Source organism: Deinococcus cellulosilyticus NBRC 106333 = KACC 11606 (assembly GCF_007990775.1).
Lineage (GTDB): Bacteria > Deinococcota > Deinococci > Deinococcales > Deinococcaceae > Deinococcus_C > Deinococcus_C cellulosilyticus.
On record NZ_BJXB01000031.1, the window covers coordinates 1 to 21,116 of the forward strand.

Consider the following 21,116-nt stretch of genomic DNA (forward strand, 5'->3'; position numbering starts at 1 on the left):
AATAAAGCTCATCTCTGGGGAGGGTGTGCCAGATGCAGGCTTTGAGTGGCAAGAAACAGGCCGCACAAGGGAGCACACTTTCTTCTGTTCTGGGCAGCATCAGGTGTGCTGGCTGTTTCTGTCTTCAAAGGGCCTTGAGCACACCTCCTGAACCATGTTTCGCAACCAGCGGTGCACTGGGTCGGCATCCAGACGGGGGTGCCACAGCATCGAGATGGTGATTTCTGGTGCTGGGAAAGGAAGGGGAAAACTGTGAAGACCTGCCCTCAATTTGCCTGTGTACTGCTCTGGCACACAGGTGATCAGGTTGGATGCCCTGACCAGGGCCAGGGCTGTGGCGAAATCTCCGACCACCGTGATGATGTCCCTTTTCAAGCCCAGGGAACTGAGGGTGTCATCGATGGGGCCTTTTTCCATTCCCCTTCTTGCGATGCTGATGTGCTGTCCGAGGGCAAAACGCGTGGGGGTGATTTCACCTGCACTGAGGTCATGGTCCTGCCGCACCACCCCAATGAAGCGGTCCCTGAACAGTTGCCGGGTCTGTACTTCTGGACTGGTGTTTTTTCCTGCCACTCCGATGTCCAGATCCAGCACACCTTCTCGCAGGGCAGTGCTGTCCCGGTCGGTTTTCTGTACAAAGCACAGCCTCACCGCCGGAGCCTCCTGTTGAATCCGGTGCAGAAGGTCCAGACCGAAGTTTTCCACGAAACCCTCCCGGACCCGCAGGTTGAAGGTGCGCTGGAGGGTGCTGAAATCAGGTGGGGTGGCAGGGCGCAGCACCTCCTGCACTTCCTGCACGAGCCTCCTGACCTGTTCACGGAGGGCCACAGCACGGGGGGTGGGAACCAGTCCTCTGCCTGCCCGCACCAGCAGGGGGTCTCCTGTGGTCTCCCGCAGCCGGGCCAGGGCACGACTCATGGCCGATGGACTGAGGTGCAGGCGTCGAGCAGCACGCGCCACACTGCCTTCCGCGAGGACGGCATCCAGGGTGAGGAGCAAGTTGAAATCAGGGTTTGACATGCCCTGATTTTAGGCGGTACAACCCAGGCTCTCTCTGATTCTGCCAGAGTCTCCAGCGGACAAAACAGCAGGCCCCTTTTTTCCTGTCGGTAAGAAATCTCCGCGTGGCCCAACTCCACAGGTGTTAGGATGAAAAAACATCCAGACATCTTGCGTCTGGGAGAATGTTTTCCTTTTCAGAGCGGGAGCGAACTTCACATGGGCCTGCAGGTCAGGTTTCATGGGTCACTCCAGTTGCCTTTCTGATTCAGGAAAGGAGGCACACCATGGCAGACCTGAACACCCTGGCACTGGCCATCAAAACTGCAGCCCATCCGCTCACAGGTGGATCAGAGGATTACGACACACTCCTGCAGACCATTGGAGACGCGCGTTTTGTGCTCATCGGGGAGGCCTCGCACGGCACCCATGAATTCTACCGGGAGCGGGCACGCATCACCCGATTGTTGATTGAGCAGAAAGGCTTCACGGCTGTGGCGGTCGAAGCAGACTGGCCTGATGCCTACCGGGTGAACCGCTTTGTGCGCGGTCTGGGAGAGGACAGAGATGCTTCAGAGGCCCTCGGGGACTTCCAGCGTTTCCCGAAATGGATGTGGCGCAACGAGGACGTGCATGGTTTTGTGAGCTGGTTGCGGGACCACAACACCCGTCATGCGGACAGGCAGGCAGGTTTTCATGGCATAGACCTGTACAGCCTGCACCGTTCCATGGAAGCCGTTGTTGAATATCTGGACACTGTGGACCCCCAGGCGGCACAGCGGGCCAGACAACGTTACAGTTGTTTTGAGCCTTACGGCGAGGACCCCCAGGAGTACGGCATGGCCACCGTGTATGGCACAGAGGAGCCCTGTGAAAGCGAGGTGGTGGCGCAACTGATGGAACTGCGTCAGCGGGAAACTGAACTCTCACAGGGTGGGGTGCTCGCCGAAGATGAGCACTTTTTTGCCGAGCAGAATGCCCGCCTGGCCCTCAACGCAGAGCGGTATTACCGGGCAGTGTTTCATGGCCGGGAAGACACCTGGAACCTGCGAGATGCCCACATGGCGGACACCATCGATGCCCTTTTTCTGCACCAGAAGGACCAGGGGCTGGAACCCAGAATTGTGGTCTGGGCCCACAACTCCCATCTGGGAGATGCGCGGGCCACCGAGGTGAACTGGCGGCAGAACCAGCAGAACGTGGGGCAGTACGTGCGTGAAAGGCACCCGGAGGACACCTTCATCATCGGTCTGAGCACCCACCACGGTGAGGTGACGGCTGCCGACGACTGGGGACAGCCTGCAAAGCGCAAAACCGTGAGGCCCGCGCTGCAAAACAGTGTGGAGGACCTGTTGCATGAGGTGGGGGTGCAGGATTTCTGGCTGGACCTGCGGGCAGACCGGAATACCCTGAGCGCCCTGCAGGAGAGCAGGCTGCAACGGTTCATCGGGGTGATCTACCGGCCCCAGACTGAACGCTGGAGCCATTATTACCTGACCCGACCTTCAGACCAGTACGACGCCCTGCTGTACTTTGACCGCACCTCCGCCCTGGTGCCTCTGGACCGGACCAGTGGATGGGAGGCCGGAGAACTCCCGGACACCTACCCTTCCGGGCAGTGACTTTCAGGTCAGCAGAGCAGTCCTCAAAACAGGGCTGGGGCCAGGTGGTGGTTGATGGCCAGCATGTCCCGCTCTGTGAGGGCCCTTTTGAGGTCTGTGCACCTTTGCAGGAACACTTCGGCGGTCTCACGGATCACGACCTGCCGTTCATGTCCACTGGCTGTTTTCAGGAGCACCACGGAGAGGGGGTCCAGGCTGGGGGTGTTGGTCACCTGCACAATCTGACGCATCGAGAGGGTCTCCACCTCGTTGGTGAGGGTGAGCACCATGATGAAATCCCGGGCGTCCTGAAGCTGCATCCCTGTCAACTTAGCAAAAGTTCTGTCACAAAACCATGAACAGGCTGCTCTGCATCTGCCATCTGGCGGATTGTTACAAGGGATGTGCGCTGGGGAGAAAAAAGGACCAGATTTGTAAAAAAAGGTCTTTCACACCGGAGGAAACCCCTGCAAGACCCTGGAAGAAAACTGTGAGGTTTCGTGCAATTGGGTGAACCAGAACCTGTCACTCCACATCCCGGGGCAACCACACCTGAACGGTGGTTCCCCTGTCGAGGACACTGTAAAGCTCGATGTTCCCTCCATGCTGCTCCACAATCCAGCGGGCAATCGGGAGGCCCAGACCGGTGCCTTCGGCGCGCCCGGAGCGCTGTCTGGCCTTGTCCACCCGGTAGAAGCGCTCGAAGACATGGGGCAGGTCCACCTCGCTGATCCCTGCACCCTGGTCCTGCAAGATCAGGGTGACGCCCTCCGCATCCTGCTGCAGGTCCAGGGTGATGGCGGCACCAGGAGGGCTGTATTTCACAGCATTTTCCAGCAGCTCAGAGAAAAGCTGGGCGAGTCGTTCAGCATCCCCCCTCAAATTCACCTTTTCTGGGAGGTTCCACCTGAACGCATGGTGGGGGTTGCTGGCCCGCGCGTCATCCCACACCTCCTGCAGCACCTTCGTGAGGTCAAGGTCTTCAATCAGGAATTCGAGGCCCATGTCTCCGCGCGCAAGCATCAGCATGTCGTTGACCATGCGGCTGAGCCTGAGGGTCTCCCACTGCACCTCTTCGATGACGTCCAGACGCTCTGAACGGGGCAGGTTGGGGTGACGCACCAGGATGTCCAGGTTGCCCTGCATGGCAGCCAGCGGGTTGCGGAATTCATGGGCGGCATTCTGCACAAACTGTTTCTCCCGGCGAATCATTTCCTGAAGTTCCAGTTCACTCTGGCGGATGCGTTCTTCGGCGAGTTTGCGGTCATGAATGTCAATGGTGCTGCCGATGTACCCCTGAAATTCCCCTTCCACACTGAACTCGGGAACGGCACGGACCATCACCCAGCGGTGGGCTCCGCTGTGGTGCTTCAGGCGAAATTCCAGTTCATACGGTTGCAGGTTCTTCCAGGCCTGATCGGCGACCGCCATCAGGTGGTCATGGTCTTCAGGATGAACGAAGCTGGCCCAGTCCCACCCTGCTGCCTCGTTTTCCAGCGTTCCGGTGAACTCAAACCATGCGGTGTTGAAGAACGTCGAGGAGCGGTGGCGGTCACTCATCCACAGCATCACCGGGGCACTGCTGGTGATGGTTTTCAGCCGCTGTTCGCTTTCCCTGAGCAGGCGCTCAGCCTGCACGCGGGCAGTGACATCCACCCCAGCATTGATGGAGACCAGTGGCCTTCCTTCTTCGTCCCTGCGAAAGATCACCACCCGTCCGTACAGCCAGCGTTCCTCTCCGTCCTTGTGGCGCATGCGCATCAGGTCTTCAAGGACCTCCCCCTCTTTCAGGTGACCGATGCGCTGAATGGTGGAGGTGAAGCGCCCGGCATCTTCCGGGAAGGTCAGCTCTGCGAGGGGAAGGGCCTCAAGCTCCTGGTGGGAGTACCCCAGGAAGTCGGCCATCTGCCGGTTGGAGAGGATCACCTCGTAGGTGCGCAGGTCCCGCACGGTGAGTGTGGCTGGCACAGCGTCGGTGATCTGCAGCAGAAAGTCCTGCTGTTCCCTGAGCCTCGCCTCGGTGTCTTTCAGTTCACGGATGTTGTCACTGATGTACCCCACGCCCAGCATTTGACCGTCTCTGGTGCGCACCGGGAAGTAGTGCACCCGCCAGTACGCTGGTGGCTGGTTGCCTCTGGGGTAACGGGACTCGAATTCCAGTGGGGGTGGGGATTCGCCGTGCAGAAACACCCGTTCCAGAACGGGTTTCAGCAGGGGGAAGGTGTTGGGGTACAGTTCCTCCAGGGAGTGCTTCTGGAAATCCTCCCGGGTGTAAGGGGTGTCCTCGATCACCGTGTTGTTCAGCACCCTGAGGGTGTAATCCCGGTCCATCAGGCCCAGGCCCACCGGAGCGTTCTCCAGCAAAGCTTCCAGGTAGCCTTCGGTTTCTGCCAGGGGCCGCAGGATGCCCAGCCAGCCTCTCAAGCCTTCATCGACAATGGGGGTGACGCTGAGTTCATACCAGTTTTCCCGTTGCTCTTCCAGCAAAGGGAAAGTCAGGGTGAAGCCCTCCCCTGTCTGCCTCTGGCATGTGAAGTCATTCAGCACCCGCTTACGGTGGCTTTCAGGCAGCCATTCTTCAAGTTGCCCTGCATCGAAAACCCCTGTGCCAAAATGCCTCTGGTAAGCCTGATTGGTGAGGAACACCCTGCATGCAGGGTCTGCCATCCAGGCTGGCCCCTGAAGGGCATTGAGGATCGCAGTGGGAGGCAAATGCATCAACACATCAGGGTCTGGCTTCATGGGCTCCTTCAGGAAAGTTGAAAGATCGGTTTTTTTACAAACCTGACTGTATCATGTCATTCCTCTGGCTGAATCAAAGTGGCAATCAGTGCAGTCCAGCCCGTCTGGTGGCTTGCTCCGAGTCCTCTGCCTGTTTCCCCATGGAAGTACTCGTAAAAGAGCAGCAGGTCCCGGAAGTGCGGATCACTGCGGTAACGCTCCTCTCCACCGTGAATGGGCCGATCTCCCTGTGCATCGGGCAGAAAGAGGCGTATCAGGCGCTGTTTGAGGTCATTGGCCACTTCCCGCAGTGTCAGGTGTCTTCCTGATCGGACCGGGCATTCCACCTTCAGGTCATCCCCAAAGAACTCGGCGTAGCGCTCCAGGGCTTCGATGATCAGTTCGTTGATGGGAAGCCAGATCGGTCCCCTCCAGTTGGAGTTGCCCCCGAACATGCCGATGTCCGATTCACCCGGGGTGTATTTCACGGTGTAATCCACCCCATCGAGTTTGAGGGTGTAGGGATGCACCTCATGCACCTTCGACACCGAACGGATGCCGTAAGGGGAGAGAAACTCGTCTTCGTCCAGCAGGTAGGAGAGCACCTGAACGAGGCGCTCTTTGCTGGGCAGGGCCAGCAGGCGGCGGGTGGTTCCTTCCTGGGTGTTTACGGTCATGCTGCTGATGAGGCCTGCGAGCTCTGGACGGTTCTGCAACAGCCAGTTCATGCGTTTGGTAAAACCCGGGAGGTGATCCAGCACCTGCTGCTCCAATTGCACCACCGCAATCAGAGGCAAGAGGCCCACCAGTGAGCGGATTTTCAGTGGAAAGGCCACATCGTCCACATGCAGGATGTCGTAATAAAAGCCGTCATCCTCATTCCACAGGCCGCTTCCACCGAGGGTGTTGATGGCATCTGCGATGGCCAGAAAATGCTCGAAGTACTTGGAGGCCATGTCCTCGAACGCAGGATCGCTCTGGGCGAGCTCCAGGGCAATCTTCAGCATGGTGGTGGCGTAAAAGGCCATCCAGGCGGTCCCATCGGCCTGCTCGAGTTTCCAGCCCTGCAGGGGGCGTGAGCGGTCAAACACCCCGATGTTGTCGAGGCCCAGAAACCCTCCGGCGAAGAGGTTGTTGCCGTCCCGGTCCTTGCGGTTCACCCACCAGGTGAAATTCAGGGTGAGCTTCTGGAACACCCGTTTTAAAAAGAGGGTGTCCTCTGCGCCTGTGGCCTCATACACCTTCCAGGCTGCCCAGGCATGCACCGGAGGATTCACGTCACTGAAGTTGAATTCGTAGGCAGGCATCTGCCCACTCAGGTGCATGTACCACTCCCTCAAAAAGAGGATCATCTGCATTTTGGCGAAATCCGGGTCGATCTGTGACATCGGCAGCATGTGAAAGGCCAGATCCCACAGGGCATACCAGGGGTACTCCCACTTGTCTGGCATGGAGATCACATCCCGGTTGTACAGGTGCTCCCACTCGGCGTTGCGTCCCAACTGGTGTTTCAAAGGAGGGGCAGGCCGGGCAGGGTCCCCCTCCAGCCAGTCTTTCACCACAAACCAGTAGAACTGCTTGCTGTGCAAAAGTCCTGCGTAGGCCTGTCGGGCAATTCGGGCCTGCTCCGGGGGCACCCCGTAAAGCACCTGACCGTAAAAGAAATCCGTTTCCTGGATTCGGGTTTCGAAGGTCCGGTCAAAGTCCTCTCCAAATGGCTGCAGAATGGGTTGCGTTGCCTGATGCAAACGGAAGTGCAACACGGATTTTTCTCCAGCGGGGACGTGCAGGATGTAGTGGGCGGCCGCTTTGGTCCCGGTCTGTGCGGGGTTCACTGCGTCCTTTTTTTCCTGAACCACAAAGCTGTGAAAAGCATCTTTGACGTAAGGGGAAGCATTCGGGACGCTGAACAGGCGCTGCTGGTCAGATTCATTCTCGGTGAAGAGCCACTCCAGAGGTGGGGTCTGGGCTTCAAAAACGAAATCTTCCAGGGCTTCATGGTGGGTTTTGAGACGCCCCTGATCCAGCACAATGGAAGGTTTCGACCAGTACCCCTCTCCGGTGCGGCCCCAGGACCAGGTGTTGCGGAACCACAAGGTGGGCAGCAGGTGAAGCGTGGCCTCTTCTTCTCCCCGGTTCGCCACGGTGATGCGGATCAGCAGGTCATCTGGGCTTTCCTTGGCATACTCGGCAAAAACATCAAAATATCCCCCATCAAACACCCCGGTGTCCAGAATCTCAAATTCCGCATCTTCGCGGGTGCGCCTGTGGTTTTCCTCCACCAGTGCCTGATAAGGAAAAGCCTGCTGCGGATACTTGTAGAGCGATTTCAGGTAACTGTGCGTCGGGGAGGAGTCCAGGTGATAATAAAGCTCTTTGACGTCCTCACCGTGGTTGCCTTCGGGCCCGGTCAGGCCGAACAGGCGTTCCTTGAGAATGGGGTCCTGACCGTTCCACAGGGCCAGTGCAAAACACAGACGGCACTCCCGGTCGGTGATGCCCATGAGGCCATCCTCACCCCAGCGGTAAGCCCGACTGCGGGCCTGATCGTGGGTGAAACTGCTCCAGACGTTGCCATCTTCCGAGTAGTCTTCCCGCACGGTGCCCCACTGGCGCTCCGACAGGTAGGGTCCCCAGCGTTTCCAGTTCTGTTCACGGGCTTCGGCTTCTTGCAGGCGTTTCTGTTCCGGCAGCAGTCGCATGGGATTCACCATACACAATGAAGCTCAAGATCACCTGAAGGCTCCTGCTGGCAACACAAAAAGCCGGGCAGATTGCAGCAAATCACAGCAAAAACCCCTTCCCACAGTGCAATAATGCCCCCATGAACCAGACGCAAATGGAAAGCATCCGCCTCGAAACCCACTGGACCACCCTGAAGGAAGGCTCTTATGAACTTCCGGTGTATGAATCTGAGGGGTCACGCATTCTGTTCTTTTATGAAACTGGAATTCCTTCCGATCCTGCCCGTCAGGTGCACTACGGTGTGCGCCTGCAGGCCCCCCAGGGGGAAACCCTGTTGATGGAAAAAAATGTGCTCACCCTCGAAGAGGCCCTCAGTGATTTTGAGCGCCTGCACCAGCACCTCCAGCAGCAGGGTCAGCAGGTGATTGCCTCCAGATCCCTGTGAGGTGAAAGAAACCATACCTGCCTCTGGGCAGGTTTTTTTGTGCCCCTGGGAGGAAGGCGGGTCTTCAGCAAACGCTCTTCTGGTGGACAGGCAAAATGTCATGGTTGTGTAACACAAAGGTCTGTCTTTTTGAGCCATCTGGTGACAACCCGGTAAGAAAAACCGCTTTATGCTGGAACCATCCCGCTGAATGGCAGCTGAAGGCAGCTGCTTCACCTTCTCGTTTTTCAAGGCAGGTTCACCATGAAACACCCCCTCTTTGCCCTGATCCTTTCCGGGTTGCTTGCTTCTTGCGCCCAGAAAGCCACCTCCAACCTCCCTGTGCTTCCCGAACCTCCTCGAAACACCACCCATCTGGTGGAAGTGGCATTCAATGGTGTGGGAACCGCCCAGCCCACCAGCAGCGCAAAAACCCTGCAATCCTCAGGCCTCCAGAAACAGGGCCTGCAAACAGTCACCGGAGAGTTGCAGTTCACCTCCCTGTCCACCAGCACGTTCACCGTCAAACGCACAGGAACACGCTTCGTGACCGCCACCTACCAGATCACCAACAACACTGGCCGCACCCTGCATGACCTGGGCCTGGTGGGTGTCGCCCTGAACGACACCGATGGTGACGCCAGCAACAACAGTGTGTCTCCCACCGCACAGGGCACCGCTTTCAGGAGCCTGAAACACTACGATGGCTCAGACGCCAGTGAAAAAGCGCCTGTTCTGGTTCCTGGCACAGCCCAGAAATACGATTACCGTTCAGACAGTGCCGTTGCCGATGACAGTGGAACCGTTTACCGCAGTGGCCTGGACCTGAACGGCTTCACTCCAGCAGCACCTTCGGGTCTCACAATGAACGTGCAGGACTTCGGGTGGTTCCTGGAAGGCGATTTCCCCAGTGGCACCTCGCAGGTGGTGACGTTCTCGGTGGCTTTCCCGATGGATGCGGACCCCAGAAATGATCCCTACAGTTTCTCCTTTGTGGCCACCTACAGCGAAAATGTGCTTCCCGAGCCCACACAGTTTGTCACCCTTGGGGGCGCGCTGAACGTCTCACCCGATGCCAGCCGTCCATTCATCGCAGTGGACCAGAACAACACCCCGGTGGTCTCCTACATGGAGTGGTTCAACGACATTGGCACGGTCACGCAGGTGAAGCGCTGGAATGGCAGCACCTGGGATGCCTATCCTGTCCCTTTCAACAGCGCAACCGAAGGGGCGAGAGAACCCAGTGTGGCCCTGACGCCCTCTGGAAACCCCGTGGTGATGGCCCAGACGTACGGAGGGAGAGGCCTGGCTCTGGCTGTGAAGCGCTGGAATGGCAACAGCTGGGATGATCTGGGCACTGCCGTTGAACTGGACGACATGCACATGCACCTCGACACAGGGTCCATGCAACTCGCTGTGGCACCAGATGGTGCGCCCGTGGTGGTCTACACGGGCATGAAGGCCGATTACAGCACCCCATCGGATGAACTGCACGTCCTCAAATACCAGACGGGGACAGGCTGGGTGGATCTCGGAGGCGCATTGAATTTTGGTCAGTACCATTACCTGGAATTCCCCAGTGTGGCTTTCAACACCTCCGGGCAACCCGTGGTGGCGTGGGCAGAAGCGGTGGACAACCAGTCAGGCGATGTGTGGGTGAAAGCCTGGAATGGTACGTCCTGGACACAACTCGGTGGTCCGCTTGATGTCAACCAGAGCCACCATGTGCTCAACACCTCTGTTGCAGTGGGCAAAAACAACGTGCCTGTGGTGGGCTGGAGTGAATACGGCAATGATTACAACGCCAATGTCCATGTGAAACGCTGGGATGGCAACACCTGGGTTCAACTCGGTGGTCCCCTGGACAGTGTGGAAACCAGACAGGCCTACCAACCCACTGTGGTGGTGGACAGCAGCAACCGCCCCGTGGTCTCCTGGTACGAAGAAATGGGCAATGGCCTGCAGTACCATGTGAAACGCTGGAATGGCAACACCTGGGATACCCTGCTTTCTCCGGTGCACCCAGAGAGCTCTGCAGCGTACGATTACATGCGCATGGCTGCTGGCCCCAACAACAGCGTGAGTGTGGTGTGGAACCAGTACAGTGCCAGCACCGCCAACCAGAGCCAGATTCTGGTCAAGCGTTTCGAGTAAAACCCGCTCTTCAGATCTCTCAGACCAGGGGCTGCCTGTAACACTTCAGGTGGCCCTTTTGCTGGGTTCATCAGGACCCTGAAGTGCGGGAGAAACACCACACCTGCTTCTGGTCCACACAGAACTGCGGCTCTCCGGTCCACCAGCGGAAATGCACCCTGGGTTCCAGGGCACTGTTGAAGAACACCCACTTGAAGGCTTTCTGGGTGGAAGGTCTGGTTTTGAGGACCAGTCCTGTACTGGAATTCCACTTCCAGTAACCGATCTGCTGCACTTTGCCGTCAATTTCACGGTACACGCCCCCTCCACGCAGCATGAAAGAGGTGGATTTGGGGCAACTGGCATGGCAGGTCCAGGTGCCATTCAGGTCACGGGGGGTGGCCAGATAGGTGTTGATCACCGGCAGGCCCGCCATGGCAATCAGGATCACCAGGGCAATGGAAAACAGTGCCCAGAAGGCATTGCGGTTCATGTGGGATCGAGAGGCAGGTTTCTGAAGGGCCACTCCCATGTCAGGCCTCCTTCCATGCAAAGGGTCTGAAAATCAACAAAGCCATCACGCCACCTCCGGGGACAGGGCAGAGAACGTTTCTGGAACAGGATCAGCTGCAAAACACATCTCCTGTCTTCATGATGCATCCGAACGGTCAGCGGTGAAACAGCAAATGCACTTGACAGCGGACAAAAGACATTTCAGCAACACCCACAGTCACAAAGCGGGTCAATCAGAGTAAGATGGGACAGATTTTCAGTTTCCTCTGACACCCCCATGCGCAAGAATCCCAGACCCCTGAACCCTTTTCAGATGATTGCCCTGACGTTCCTGTTCGGACTGGTCATTGGCACGGTGCTGCTGTCGATGCCTTTCAGTGCAGCGCCTGGCAAGGAAGTCACCTTTTTACAGGCCCTCTTTACAGCCACCAGTGCATTGTGCATCACTGGACTCGCCGTTCTGGACACGGCCAGCACCTTCAGTGTGTGGGGGGAACTGGTGATCATGGTGCTGATCCAGATCGGAGGACTGGGCATCCTGACCTTCGGGACAGCCTTTGCTGTTTTTGCCGGGCGGCGCATGGGCGTGCAGGAACGCCTGAACCTCGCCACCCAGCTTGGGGGCGTCAATGCAGGTGAGGTCAAACACATTCTGGTGCAGATCTTCCGCTTCGTGATGGTGATTGAACTGGCAGGCACATTGCTTTTGTACATCCACTTTCTGCCCCTCGAAGGTCCTGTGGGAGGGCTGTATTACGCAGCTTTTCATGCAGTGAGTGCCTTCAATAACGCGGGTTTTGCCCTGTACCCCGACAGCCTGATGCGATTTGTGGATGACAAGTACGTGAATCTGGTGATTTCTGCCCTGGTCATTCTGGGCAGCATGGGGTTTCTGGTGATGGCCTCCCTGCTGCTGCACCTTCAGAAGCCCAGACAGCACCGCCTGGACCTGAACGCCTGGATTTCCATCTGGACGTCGGTTTTCCTGCTCTTGCTGGGGTTTTTCACCATCACAGCACTGGAGTGGAACAATCCAGCAACCCTGGGGAAACTGCACTGGTCAGACCGCATCATGGCAGGGTTCTTTCACTCCGTTGCACCCAGATCAATCGGGTTCAACACCGTGGATTACGGCCTGATGCACCATGGGACCCTGCTCATCACCATCATGCTGATGTTCGTGGGGGCCAATCCGGGGTCCACCGGGGGGGGCATCAAGACCACCACCTTTTTTGTGTTGATCACCAGCGTCTGGAGCATGCTGAGGGGCAGGGGGGAAATGGTCGCCTTCAAACGGCGCATCGAACAGGACATCGTGATGCGGGCGGGCGTGGTTGCGGTGATGTCCCTGAGCATCATCGTTTTCGCCCTGTTTTTGCTGACCATCACCGAGCAGGAGAACATGGCCCAGGGAAAACTGACCCTGCTGCAAATCATCTTCGAGACCTTCAGTGCCTTTTGCACGGTGGGCCTGAGCATGAATGCCACAGGACAGTTCTCGGATGCCGGAAAAATCATTCTGGCTTTTCTGATGTACGTGGGGAGGATCGGGCCCCTCACCTTCGCCATTGCCCTCAGCACCCGTTCCACCAAAGGCGTCATCCATTATCCTGCAGACCGCAACATCCAGATCGGCTAGGAACAGAGAGGAAAAGGACATGAGAAAACATCAATTTCTGGTCATCGGACTGGGCCGATTTGGGACCGCTGTGGCAACCACCCTGTACCAGCTCGGACATGAAGTGGTCGCCATCGATGAGCATGAAGAAAACGTGCAGAGGGTCATGAACCACGTCACCCATGTCGCCATGCTGGATGCCACCGACGAGCGCGCCCTCTCTGCACTGGGCATTCAGGATTTCGACGTGGTCATTGTGGCCATTGGGGCAGATGTGAAAGCCAACATCCTCACCACCGTGGCCGCCAAGAGCGCCGGAGCCAAATACGTGGTCAGCAAGGCCGTGGACGACATGACCCGACGGGTGCTGGAGAAAGTGGGGGCAGACCTCGTGGTGCGCCCCGAACACGACATGGGGGTGCGTCTGGCCCGCAAACTGGTCCGGCCCCACAGCTTTGATGACATCGACCTGGGCACCGATTACGCCATTGCAGAGGTCACCGCCACCGGGCGCATCGAGGGCACTTTAAAGGACCTGAACCTCACCAACCGTTTCGGGGTGCAGGTGATCGCCCTGAAAACCGGCAGTCAGGTGCGCATCTCTCCGAAGGCCGATGACCGGGTGGTGGCCCACGACACCCTGGTGGTGGTGGGCACCCTGGAGAGCGTGGAACGCCTGATCAGTTACACCGAGGACACCTGATCAGGGCTGGGGTTCGGCACTGGTGACGGGTTTGTAGTACAGAAATCCCCGTTCAATGCCGTGTGTGGCGACACTGCACCCGGAAGGCTTGAATTCAAAGAGGGCCTCGTTCTGGTACTGGTCGTCGTTGTTGCTGAGCAGGAGGGGGATTTTGCTGCCATTGGCTTTCCTCAGCACCCCACTGACCTTGTAGCGCCCGATGGGGATGTCGTAGACCATCAGGTATTCGTCTTCTGTTTTGCGCAGGACCTTTCCGGTGCTGCCGTCAATCAGTGGACCTTGCGGTGTGAAGGTCAGTTCTGCGGTGTCTCCCTGCTCCACATCCCGACGGAACAACCGGATCTCCCCTCCCCAGAAGCCATTTTCGAGGTCTTCGATTTCTCCGGAGAGTTTCAACTTGAAGTTGCGCACCAGGTTTTTGGTGGGTGTGAACACCTCGTAACCTTCGCTTTTTTCTGGTGCGACCCGCAGGCAGTAGGTTTTCCCGAGGTACTTGAATTCTGCGTTGGCGTAAGCGCGGTAAGGCAGTCTGGGCAGCACTGCAGCCTCGTACTTGCCATTCGCATTGGTGCGCACATCCACCTGTCCGGTGGTGAGGGCAGGACGGACGATCACTTTTGCTTTCGGAATGGGTTTGCCGCCTGTGCCCAGAACCACACCACTGACGGTGACAGACTGCTGGGCAAGGGCGGCACCTGCAGAGAAGAGCAGGGTGGAAAGGGTGATTGCAAGGGTTTTTTTCATGATGGCCTCCTTCTTGTGGCTTCAGGATAAAGAAGGAGGCGTGGTTAGTCCGTGATCTGGTTTTTATGGAAAACGTCTGAACGTCAGGGAGGCCAATCCGGGTTCAATCACGCTCCTGTGTTCACAGAAGGGAGGCGACCAGCAAAGGTCGCCTCTCTTCAAATCTGGGTCTGGTGGTTTCAGTCCTGCGCTGCGGCCAGGTGTTCGGCCAGACGGTCCCAGGTTTCGGTGATGCCTTGCAGCATGCCCATGTCCATCACGGTCTTCAGGGCCTCTTCGGTGTCGTATTCGGCGCGGGTGGTGACTTTTGTTCCGCCTTCCACCTCTTCAAAGGTCAGGGTGGAGAGGGTGGCGGGCATGTTCTCATTGATGGTGGCCTGAGCGTCAGAGAAGTGGTCAGTGTAGACCAGACGCGCCGGGGCTTCAATCTCCTGGTACACCCCCAGACCCCAGGATTCCATGCCGTAGAACTGGCCCTGGTTGGGGTCCACGCATTTCATGCAGTAGTGCCATTTGCCGCCGGGGCGCAGGTCGACGGTGCAGTGGGGCATGTCCCATCCCCGGGGGCCCCACCATTTGCTGAGGTGTTCTGCGGTGGTGAAGGCTTCAAAAACGAGATCGCGGGGGGCTTTGAACACGCGGTCCAGAACGAGAACTTTGCCGTTTTCAATGCGGGAGTTGATGGGGTTTTTTGCAGTCTGGGTCATGGTTTTCTCCTGTCAGGGTTGGAATTCTGGTCTTCGGTGGGGGTCTGGGATTCGGTTTTTTCTTTGCGCTCTTGTTGAAGCTTTTGCAGGTAGTCGTCCAGGCGGTCGTAACGTTCTTCCCAGAGCTTGCGGTAGGTGCTGAGCCACTGGTCGAGTTCCTGAAAGGGTGCAGCCCGCAGGGTGCAGACGCGTTTGTTGGCCACGGCTTCGACTTCGATGAGTCCAGCATCGCTGAGCACACGCAGGTGCTTGGACGCCTGGGGTTGCCGGATGTCCAGCCGGGTGGCAATTTCGCCAACGGTGAGGGGCTGCTCGATCAGGAGTTCAATGATGTGCAGGCGGTGGGGTTCGGCCAGGGCACTGAAAGTGGTGGCGTTCAGTGGGATTCCTCCTTTCCTGAGGTCTCTCTTGCCTGATGTAAGTATGCCATACCAGGAATATTCCTGTCAAGGAATATTCCTTAATCGAATGCATTCTCTGCTCCCCAGGTCTTCTGGACTCAGATCTCCTCAGAGAGCCTGGCCACCCGATTGAACCCACTGTGAATCTGCTCCAGCACAGTCATCACATCCAGGTGGATGCTGCTGGATTCTCTGGAGTCACTCTTCTCTGAAAGCCTGTGCAGGTGGTTCACACGCTGGGCAATCAGCTTCTTCTCAAATGCCTCCTCGTTCTGGACCAGATTGCGCCTTTCGCTGAGGGAAGTCACACAGCGCACCATGTGTTCCCGGAGCTCCTGCGCACTCTCCAGCAGTTCCTGCTCTCCCTCACTGGAAAACCGGTATCCGCGCCGTTCCAGCTTGCGGGGTTGCCGCACCAGACGCTTGCACAGGTCAGCAATGGCTTCCAGTTCATTGACGGCCAGCAGCAGGGCAGACAGCCGGGATTCCTCCACTTTGCCCGTCAGGCGGCCCAGGGTGATGACCACGGTGTTGACCAGTCGGTCCACATGCTTCTCTCCAGACTCCACCTCTGCTTGCACGTCTTTGCCCTGCAAACGCAAGATGGCCGTGGCATACAGGTGCTCGGTGCGTTCTGCGATGTGAACCGTTTCACGCAGGGCCAGACCGTACAGCAGTTCCGGGTCCCGCACAGACTTCTCCAGATCGAGGTGCTTCGGGGCGTGGGGGTCAGGTGGGGTGGGAATGAAACGCTCCAGCAGCCTCACAATGGGGGTCAGGAAGGGAATCACCGCCAGCAGCACCAGCACGTTGAACAGGGTGTGCATGTTTGCCACAAAGCGCTGCCCACCAGAACTGAAGGAGGAAATCCAGCCTGCCACCTGACCGGCAAAGACCACCACCACAGCCCCAAAGAGGATCTTCAAAATCAGGTGCCCGATGGCGGCCCTCCGTGCATCCACGTTGCTGTTGAGGCTCGCAGTCACTGCAGAAACGGTGGTTCCGATGTTGGCCCCAACAATCAGAGCGATGCTCTGGACCTCGCTGATGAGGCCGCCACTCAGGAAGGCAAGGCCCAGGGTTGCGGTGGCATTGCTGCTCTGCAAAAGGACCGCTGCAAGGAACACCCCAAACAGGGTCAGGGTGAGGGGATGGTCTGCCAGCAGGGCGATGATCTGCTGGGCCAGCGAATTGTTTTTCAGGGGCTCCAGGGACTCCATCAACAGGTCCAGACCCAGAAAAAGCAGGCCGAAACCCAGCAGGGTCTGCCCAAGTTTGCCGTCCAGAATGCGTTTGCTGCTCAGCAGCAGGCTGGCACCGATCAGCGGGTACTGGATGTTTTCCAGGTCCAGAGCCAGCAACTGTACGGTGAGGGTCCCGCCAATTCCAGCAGCCAGAGCAACAACCAGGGCCTGCCTGAGGCGCAGGATTCCTGCATTGACGAACTCCACGGTCAGCACCGTGATCATGGTGCCTGACTGGGCCACCGCCGTGACCACCGTTCCCACCAGTGCTGCACCAAAGGTTGAACGGGTCACCCGGGCCAGCATGCGCCGCATGCCCTTGCCCAGCAGGGCCTGAAGGCTGCTGCCGGCCAGTGAAACCCCATAAAGAAAAAGTGCAAGTCCAGTGAGCAGAAGAAACATGGCCTGATGGTAAAGCCCGAATTCCTGCCCTTCAGTAATGCTTCAGATGATTCAGGTAGGTTGCGAGGGGTTCAGCAGGGGGTACCTGCGCCACAGGGCATTCAGGTGGGCCCGCACTTCGCGGGGTTCTGCAGGCTTGTAAATGCAGTCGTCTGCACCCAGATCCAGCAGTTCCACCACCTGCTCCCGGTCCAGTCTGGAGGCCAGCAGCAGGATTGGCACATTCCAGCGCATCCTGAGCCTCGGGAGCCAGTGCCGCAAATCAAAACGTTCCTGCACCTCCAGCACCAGTGCGTCTGGATTCAACTGCAGCATGTTCAGGTCAGGAGCGCTGTACAGCAGGGTTCGCTCTTGCTGCCCATCAAAATAAAGTTGGAGTTTCAGGGTGTTGGTCGAGCATTCCCCCAGCAGCATTATGGTTTTCACTTTGCCTCTCTTCTGTCCCCCGTGGGGTCCTGGTTGTACTGTAAGGGGAAGGTGTTAACAACCTGTTAAGAGTGAAACATCCCCTGACCTGTGTCAGGGGATGGGGTTTGAAGCTCTGCTGATTTGATGGGGTCAGTTGAGGGTCTGTCCGGTGTTCACTGCCCCTGTGGTGCTGGCAGTGGGGCCCGTCCAGGTAAAATCGCTGTATTTGTTGCCTGTGCCCGTGAGTTGCAGGGAGGACCCCGTAAGAGTGGTGCTGATCTCAGCAACACCAATGTCGGTGCTGGTGACACCACTTGCACATCCACTGGTGGGAGTCAGGGTGCCTTCATAACTCAGGAACTGAATCAGCGTGGTTCCACTGCACAGGGCCATGCCGTCAGAACCACCGTTCTGAATGCCATCAGCAGGATAGTCCACCCGGTAAATGGAGTACCCGTTGTGGGTCCCAACCAGAACCAGCGGGTCAGAGTCATACATCGAAAGGTTGCCACCGTTGTACAGTTCCACTTTCAGGCCAGTGGCACTGTAGCCGGAGGGCACAATCACTTCAATGAATTCTCCAACATCCCCCCCTGAGTTGTCGTAGTGAATCTCGTTGATCCAGGGGGTGGGTCCCACGGGGGTGTTGCCGCTCACAGTGATGGTGAAAGTGGCGGTGTCACTGGTCCCGGCAGGAATGCCCATTCCGGTGAGCGTCACCGTGTAGGTGCCATCAGGGGTGCCCGCTGGCACGTCGATCTGCACCGCTTCACTGGCCTCACCACTGATGATGGGGTCACTGGGGTAGGACACAGTGATGCCTGTGCCTCCTGAGACACTCGCGGAGAGCATCACAGGTGCAGCGTAGTTGGACCCCAGCACACCCACGTACACGGTTCCAGAGTTGCCCACGGTCACATCGACATTGCTGCTGGAGGTCCGCAGGTCAAAGCTGGCGGCAGGTGCAACGTCTGCGTTCAGGTTCAGGCCGACTTTGAGGGGGTCATGGTCACTGGAACGGTAGGCATCTGCAGCATAGAACGTGGTGATCTGGGTGGGGGTTTTGAAGTTCTCGTTGTAGTCCAGCACGGTGGGCTCATCACTGTTGATGTGCCATTTTTCTGCGCCGGACACCTGGGCGGCCAGACTGCCCGAAGCAATTCCGTGGTCCAGACTTCCCCACTGGGAGCCGAACTGGTAGCTGTAGGAGTTCTGGTCAAAGAGGCTCTGGAAGTCGTCTCCGGTGGCTGCGGTGTCGTCAGAACCCTTCAGGATGGCCTGAATGGGGTCCTCTTTCATGTAGGCGTTCAGGTCGCCCATCAGGATGACGTCGTTATCACTGACTCCGGTGGGTTGCCCGGCAAGCCAGTCCATCAGCACTGTTGCAGCGTCGGTGCGGGTCTTGTTGCAGTTGCCCTGTCCGGTGGTGGTGTCATCGTCTCCGGCCCCGCACTCTGAACCCTTGGATTTCAGGTGGGCCTGAACCACAGTGAAGATGCCTCCGGTGGTGTTGTCCTGGAAGGACCTCGCCCAGGTGGGACGGTTCTTGGTGTCCACATAGAGGGGGTTGAAGCTGCTGTCCAGAACGGCGAACTGTCCCACGGGGGTGACGGTGTTGCGGTAGATCATGCCCACAGAGATCTCGTCGGTGCCCACTTTGGACACGGGGTTCACGTAGGTGTAGGTGCCATTGACCCCGGGGTGGCTGTTCACAGCATTCACCAGTTCCTGAATGGCAGGGTTTGCACTGCTGTAGTCGTTTTCGATTTCCAGCAGGCCAATCACGTCAGCATCCAGACCGACGAGTGCCTCAACGATCTTGGCTTTCTGTTTGTTGTACTCGCTGATGGATTCCGCGCCACGGGAGGTGGGGAATCCGCCTCCTGCACCGTTCCCATTGAAGTAGTTCAGCACGTTCATGCTGGCCACCTTCAGGGTGCCTCCGAGGTTGCCGGGAGCAGTGGGGCGGGCAGGCCCAGTGAAGGTGCTGTTCGTGGCATGAATGCGGTAGCTGTCGGTGGAGCCATTCCAGCCGTCATAGCTGTAGCTCAGGACCCCGGTGACCGTGCCCGTGTCGCCTCCACGCAGGGTGTTGCTGGCACTGAGGGTCTGGCCGCCTCTGGCAAGTTTGACGGGCTCGGGGTTCTGGCCCATCATGCCGTCATCAATGGTGATGATTCGGCGCTTCATGTCGTCCAGGAAGCTGGTGTAGCCAGAGGCCGTGGGTTCATTCACCTGGGTGTAATTGGGGATGCGGGCATCCGCGAGTTTCACAGAGCCGCCACGTCCCAGCAGGTAATTGTCGGTCACCACGCCGCTTACGGTGAGCCTCATGCCCTCGTAACGCTCCCAGTCGTTGATGGAGCTGACCGGAAGGGTGATGGGGGTGGCAGCAGGCAGGGTGGTGTTGCTGCCAAGTTTCACCACACCGGTGACCGAGGTGATTTCGGTGAGGGTGTTGAACTCGGTGACGGTGCCCGTGACCTGCACGCGGTTCCCCACCGAGACATCAGCACAGGTGGTGTTGCAGTAAACGAAAATGCCCTCACTGGTGGTGGGATCGCTGTCTGCATGGTCCGCCTGCTCCTGCACAAAGAAACCATTCAGTTCATTGCTGGCCTGGAAGTCTGCGGTCACCACACCATCGATGGTCACCACCTGTCCATTCAGCGGGCTGGCTGCCTCCCCACTGCCTGTGGAACCCTGAATGGTGTGGATGCGGGTGATGCTGGCCTGGTCGGGGTCATCGGCAAAAGACACCAGCAGGGTGAATCCAAAGGGATCTTTGGTGGCGTCCGCGTCCATGTCATAACTGACTGCGAAAGTCACCACGCCTGTCTCACCATTGGGAATGGCCCCGTTGATTTGCCAGCCGTAATCCCGCACTCCGGCCACCGAGAGGCCTGCTGGAGCGCTGATGTTGAGGGGGGACAGGTCAAGTTCCTGCCTGAGGGGGCTTGCTGTGGTGTCGTCTTCTACCTGATCAAGGGCAGGGCGGTAAATCTGGGGGTATACGGGGGTCAGGTCTTCTGCCCGTGCAGCAGCGTCACTGCGGTCAAAATAATAGATGTTTTTGAAGGTGGTGGAGCGAATGGTGGGCTGCGAAGCATTGTTGCTGCTGTCTCCATCGGTGTCGTCGGTGTCCACAGGGATGAAAGTCAGGTCATTCAGGGTGCGTCCGGTGTTGTTGGTCACCTGAAAGCTGGCCTGCACGTAACGTTTGTTCTGGCTTTCCACCGAGAAGGTCTGCACGCTGAGCTTCTTGAAGCTGATCCCAGACTCCACACTGTTCAGGGCCTGCTTGCTGACCCCTGAAGCCACCTGCTGCACGCGGGCTTCGGGGGTCTGGGTGCCCACCCGTTCAAATTCCACCTCGAACAGGTGATTGGGTTTTGCCGTGACAGGGGGAACAACTGGAGCGGGCAGGGCAGCATTGCAGCCCACCAGCAGGAGTGCACCCAGCATCAGGATGTTTTTCATGGAACCGTTCATCATTGACCTGCTTTCACCATGCCTCTTCAGGAAGCACAATCTGGAGTTCTCGGTCCGGCACAACAAGCCACACCCGTGACCGGGCATGTTGATCCATCCCGTGCTGCAAGGCCCGAGAGCGGACTGGACTGAGTTCAACTTGGGTCATTATATGAGATCAACGTCATGATTTGTACATATGAATCTTAATGCTCTTCAGAAACATTAAGGGCCACCCTGAAGCGAAAGCCTGTCTTCGAAAGGAAAAATGTGATGTTCACCGAACTTTCACCGTGCTCCCTGAGTGCACATCCGCCCCTGCAGACATGAGCTGTTCTCATC

18 protein-coding genes are annotated in these 21,116 nt (G+C 57.9%); 6 read left to right on the plus strand and 12 right to left on the minus strand.

Annotated features, from left to right (window positions below; translation table 11 throughout):
- Positions 1-99 precede the first annotated feature (99 nt).
- Positions 100-1,020, minus strand: a complete 921-nt coding sequence (locus DC3_RS24015; protein WP_146889465.1) for a LysR family transcriptional regulator — start codon at positions 1,018-1,020, stop codon at positions 100-102.
- Positions 1,021-1,286: 266 nt separating this feature from the next.
- Between DC3_RS24015 and DC3_RS24020 the strand changes: the two genes are divergently transcribed.
- Positions 1,287-2,621, plus strand: coding sequence for an erythromycin esterase family protein (locus tag DC3_RS24020; protein ID WP_146889468.1), 1,335 nt, complete (start codon positions 1,287-1,289; stop codon positions 2,619-2,621).
- A 23-nt stretch (positions 2,622-2,644) separates the two neighbouring features.
- Here the strand turns inward: DC3_RS24020 and DC3_RS24025 are convergent, their stop codons facing one another.
- The 3 genes from DC3_RS24025 to DC3_RS24035 all read right to left on the minus strand — a co-directional run bounded on the left by DC3_RS24025 (position 2,645) and on the right by DC3_RS24035 (position 8,023).
- Positions 2,645-2,920, minus strand: a complete 276-nt coding sequence (locus DC3_RS24025; RefSeq protein ID WP_146889471.1) for a hypothetical protein — start codon at positions 2,918-2,920, stop codon at positions 2,645-2,647.
- 205 nt (positions 2,921-3,125) lie between these two features.
- Positions 3,126-5,342 carry a PAS domain-containing sensor histidine kinase gene (locus DC3_RS24030; RefSeq protein ID WP_146889474.1) on the minus strand — a complete coding sequence of 739 codons (2,217 nt, stop codon included), beginning with the start codon at positions 5,340-5,342 and terminating at the stop codon, positions 3,126-3,128.
- 56 nt (positions 5,343-5,398) lie between these two features.
- Entirely contained in the window at positions 5,399-8,023 is a 2,625-nt protein-coding gene (locus DC3_RS24035; protein WP_222594827.1) for an MGH1-like glycoside hydrolase domain-containing protein, read from the minus strand.
- Between the two features lie 122 nt (positions 8,024-8,145).
- Between DC3_RS24035 and DC3_RS24040 the strand changes: the two genes are divergently transcribed.
- Positions 8,146-8,451, plus strand: a complete 306-nt coding sequence (locus DC3_RS24040; protein ID WP_146889480.1) for a hypothetical protein — start codon at positions 8,146-8,148, stop codon at positions 8,449-8,451.
- Positions 8,452-8,694: 243 nt separating this feature from the next.
- Positions 8,695-10,584: a hypothetical protein gene (locus DC3_RS24045; protein ID WP_146889483.1), complete on the plus strand. Its 1,890-nt coding sequence runs from the start codon at positions 8,695-8,697 to the stop codon at positions 10,582-10,584.
- 70 nt (positions 10,585-10,654) lie between these two features.
- Here the strand turns inward: DC3_RS24045 and DC3_RS24050 are convergent, their stop codons facing one another.
- Positions 10,655-11,095, minus strand: coding sequence for a hypothetical protein (locus DC3_RS24050; RefSeq protein ID WP_146889486.1), 441 nt, complete (start codon positions 11,093-11,095; stop codon positions 10,655-10,657).
- 258 nt (positions 11,096-11,353) lie between these two features.
- Here DC3_RS24050 and DC3_RS24055 point away from each other — a divergent pair, with 258 nt between their 5' ends.
- Positions 11,354-12,715: a TrkH family potassium uptake protein gene (locus DC3_RS24055; protein WP_146889489.1), complete on the plus strand. Its 1,362-nt coding sequence runs from the start codon at positions 11,354-11,356 to the stop codon at positions 12,713-12,715.
- Positions 12,716-12,734: 19 nt separating this feature from the next.
- Positions 12,735-13,397: a potassium channel family protein gene (locus DC3_RS24060; protein ID WP_146889491.1), complete on the plus strand. Its 663-nt coding sequence runs from the start codon at positions 12,735-12,737 to the stop codon at positions 13,395-13,397.
- Here the strand turns inward: DC3_RS24060 and DC3_RS24065 are convergent, their stop codons facing one another.
- The 3 genes from DC3_RS24065 to DC3_RS24075 form a co-directional block, all read right to left on the minus strand.
- The gene (locus DC3_RS24065; RefSeq protein WP_146889494.1) at positions 13,398-14,141 is read right to left on the minus strand and encodes a carboxypeptidase-like regulatory domain-containing protein; all 744 of its coding nucleotides are present in this window, start codon (positions 14,139-14,141) and stop codon (positions 13,398-13,400) included.
- A gap of 179 nt (positions 14,142-14,320) precedes the next feature.
- Positions 14,321-14,848: an SRPBCC domain-containing protein gene (locus DC3_RS24070; RefSeq protein WP_146889497.1), complete on the minus strand. Its 528-nt coding sequence runs from the start codon at positions 14,846-14,848 to the stop codon at positions 14,321-14,323.
- Positions 14,845-15,168, minus strand: a complete 324-nt coding sequence (locus tag DC3_RS24075) for an ArsR/SmtB family transcription factor (RefSeq protein WP_307724758.1) — start codon at positions 15,166-15,168, stop codon at positions 14,845-14,847. The genes DC3_RS24070 and DC3_RS24075 overlap by 4 nt, the downstream gene beginning before the upstream one ends.
- Between DC3_RS24075 and DC3_RS29840 the strand changes: the two genes are divergently transcribed.
- Positions 15,094-15,264: a hypothetical protein gene (locus DC3_RS29840; RefSeq protein ID WP_246130797.1), complete on the plus strand. Its 171-nt coding sequence runs from the start codon at positions 15,094-15,096 to the stop codon at positions 15,262-15,264. The two genes, DC3_RS24075 and DC3_RS29840, sit on opposite strands and share 75 nt — an antisense overlap.
- A gap of 83 nt (positions 15,265-15,347) precedes the next feature.
- Here the strand turns inward: DC3_RS29840 and DC3_RS24080 are convergent, their stop codons facing one another.
- From DC3_RS24080 to DC3_RS30040, 4 genes are all read right to left on the minus strand, one after another.
- The gene (locus tag DC3_RS24080; protein WP_146889503.1) at positions 15,348-16,895 is read right to left on the minus strand and encodes a Na/Pi cotransporter family protein; all 1,548 of its coding nucleotides are present in this window, start codon (positions 16,893-16,895) and stop codon (positions 15,348-15,350) included.
- A gap of 51 nt (positions 16,896-16,946) precedes the next feature.
- Positions 16,947-17,321, minus strand: a complete 375-nt coding sequence (locus DC3_RS24085; protein WP_146889506.1) for a response regulator transcription factor — start codon at positions 17,319-17,321, stop codon at positions 16,947-16,949.
- Between the two features lie 132 nt (positions 17,322-17,453).
- Complete coding sequence (locus DC3_RS24090; protein WP_186816227.1) at positions 17,454-20,783, minus strand: ExeM/NucH family extracellular endonuclease; 3,330 nt, start codon at positions 20,781-20,783, stop codon at positions 17,454-17,456.
- 25 nt (positions 20,784-20,808) lie between these two features.
- A complete protein-coding gene (locus DC3_RS30040) occupies positions 20,809-20,943 on the minus strand; it encodes a hypothetical protein (RefSeq protein ID WP_281292598.1) in 135 nt (44 codons plus the stop codon).
- Positions 20,944-21,116 lie beyond the last annotated feature (173 nt).